The sequence below is a fragment of the Variovorax glucosi genome (assembly GCF_051216695.1).
In the GTDB taxonomy this organism is placed as follows: Bacteria; Pseudomonadota; Gammaproteobacteria; order Burkholderiales; family Burkholderiaceae_C; genus Variovorax.
Map to the genome: position 1 here is coordinate 1 of NZ_JBPJZE010000241.1, position 1,180 is coordinate 1,180.

The 1,180-nt window shown below is 69.0% G+C and carries 1 protein-coding gene; it reads right to left on the reverse strand.

The window, feature by feature from the left end:
* Positions 1-1,180: glycerol-3-phosphate dehydrogenase/oxidase (locus tag ACSFA3_RS24630; RefSeq protein WP_435507991.1), on the reverse strand; the 1,180-nt coding region annotated here is incomplete at both ends.

The following is a 1,180-nucleotide window of genomic DNA, read 5'->3' on the forward strand; positions in this document are numbered from 1 at the left end:
ATAGACGTAGCGTTCAATCGCCTGTGCATCGGCAGCCAGCCCCCCACCAAGGCCGCTGGGCAGCAGCTCTGTCCATGCAGTGCGCGGGCGGCCTAGATGCTGCAGCACGTCTTTGGTAGCTTCTTCAGCAAGTGCGCGGAAGGTCGTCCACTTGCCGCCGACGAGGCCGACGATGGGAATGTCGCGCGTCGCATTCGGCGGGTCGAGCACCACCGAGTGATCGCGCGAGATCTGGCCGGGCTTGTCAGCGTCGGAGCGCGCGAGCGGCCTCACGCCGACATAGGTGTACACCACGTCGCCGCGCCCGAAGGACAGGTTCGGGAACACCTCGGCCAGCACATCGAGCAAATAGTCGACCTCGGCCGGCTCCGTCACGATCTGGTCGGGGTCGTCCACTGGAATGTCGGTGGAGCCCACCAGCACGCGGTCGAGGAAGGGATAGACGATGCACACGCGCCCGTCCACCGCCTCGAAATAGGCCATGCGGCCTTCGAGTGCATCGCGCAGCGCGGGATGGTCGAGCACGAGGTGCGAGCCCTTCGTGCCCATCACGCGCGAGCCCGCGCCCCCGAGCACTGCCGTGCTGCGGTCGAGCCACGCGCCACTGGCATTCACCACGGTGTCGGCCGTCACGCGCACCAGCGCGCCGGTGATCTCGTCGCGCAGCGTGAGGATGTTGCCCGCGCAGCCCATCACGCGGCAGTAGTTGGCGGCGGCCGAGCGCGGCTGGTCGCGGCAGGCGTCACCGATCAGCTCGAGGATCAGCCATTCGGGGTGGCTGATCCACGCGTCGAAGAAGGTCGCGGTCCAGCGCACCGCGGCACGAAACAGGCTGCGGTCGTTCTGCGGCACGCGGCTGATGCGGTGGTTGGGCATCACGCGTTGGCGCCGGCCCAGCAGGTCGTACAGGCGCAGGCCTGCCGCCACTGCCAGCAGGCCGCGCGTGCGCTGCGGCGGCGTGCGGCCGAAGAACTTGAGCGCGCTGCTCATCAGCCCGCCGAAGAAGCTCGACAGCGGCACCACCGTCTTCAGCGGCTGCACAAGGTGCGGCGCGTTGCGCAGCAGCAGGTTGCGCTCCCGCGTGGCCTCGGCCACCAGCGAGAAGCTGCCGTTTTCCAGGTAGCGCAGGCCGCCGTGGATCATGCGAGACGGCGCGCTGCTGGCGCCCGCGCTGAAGTCG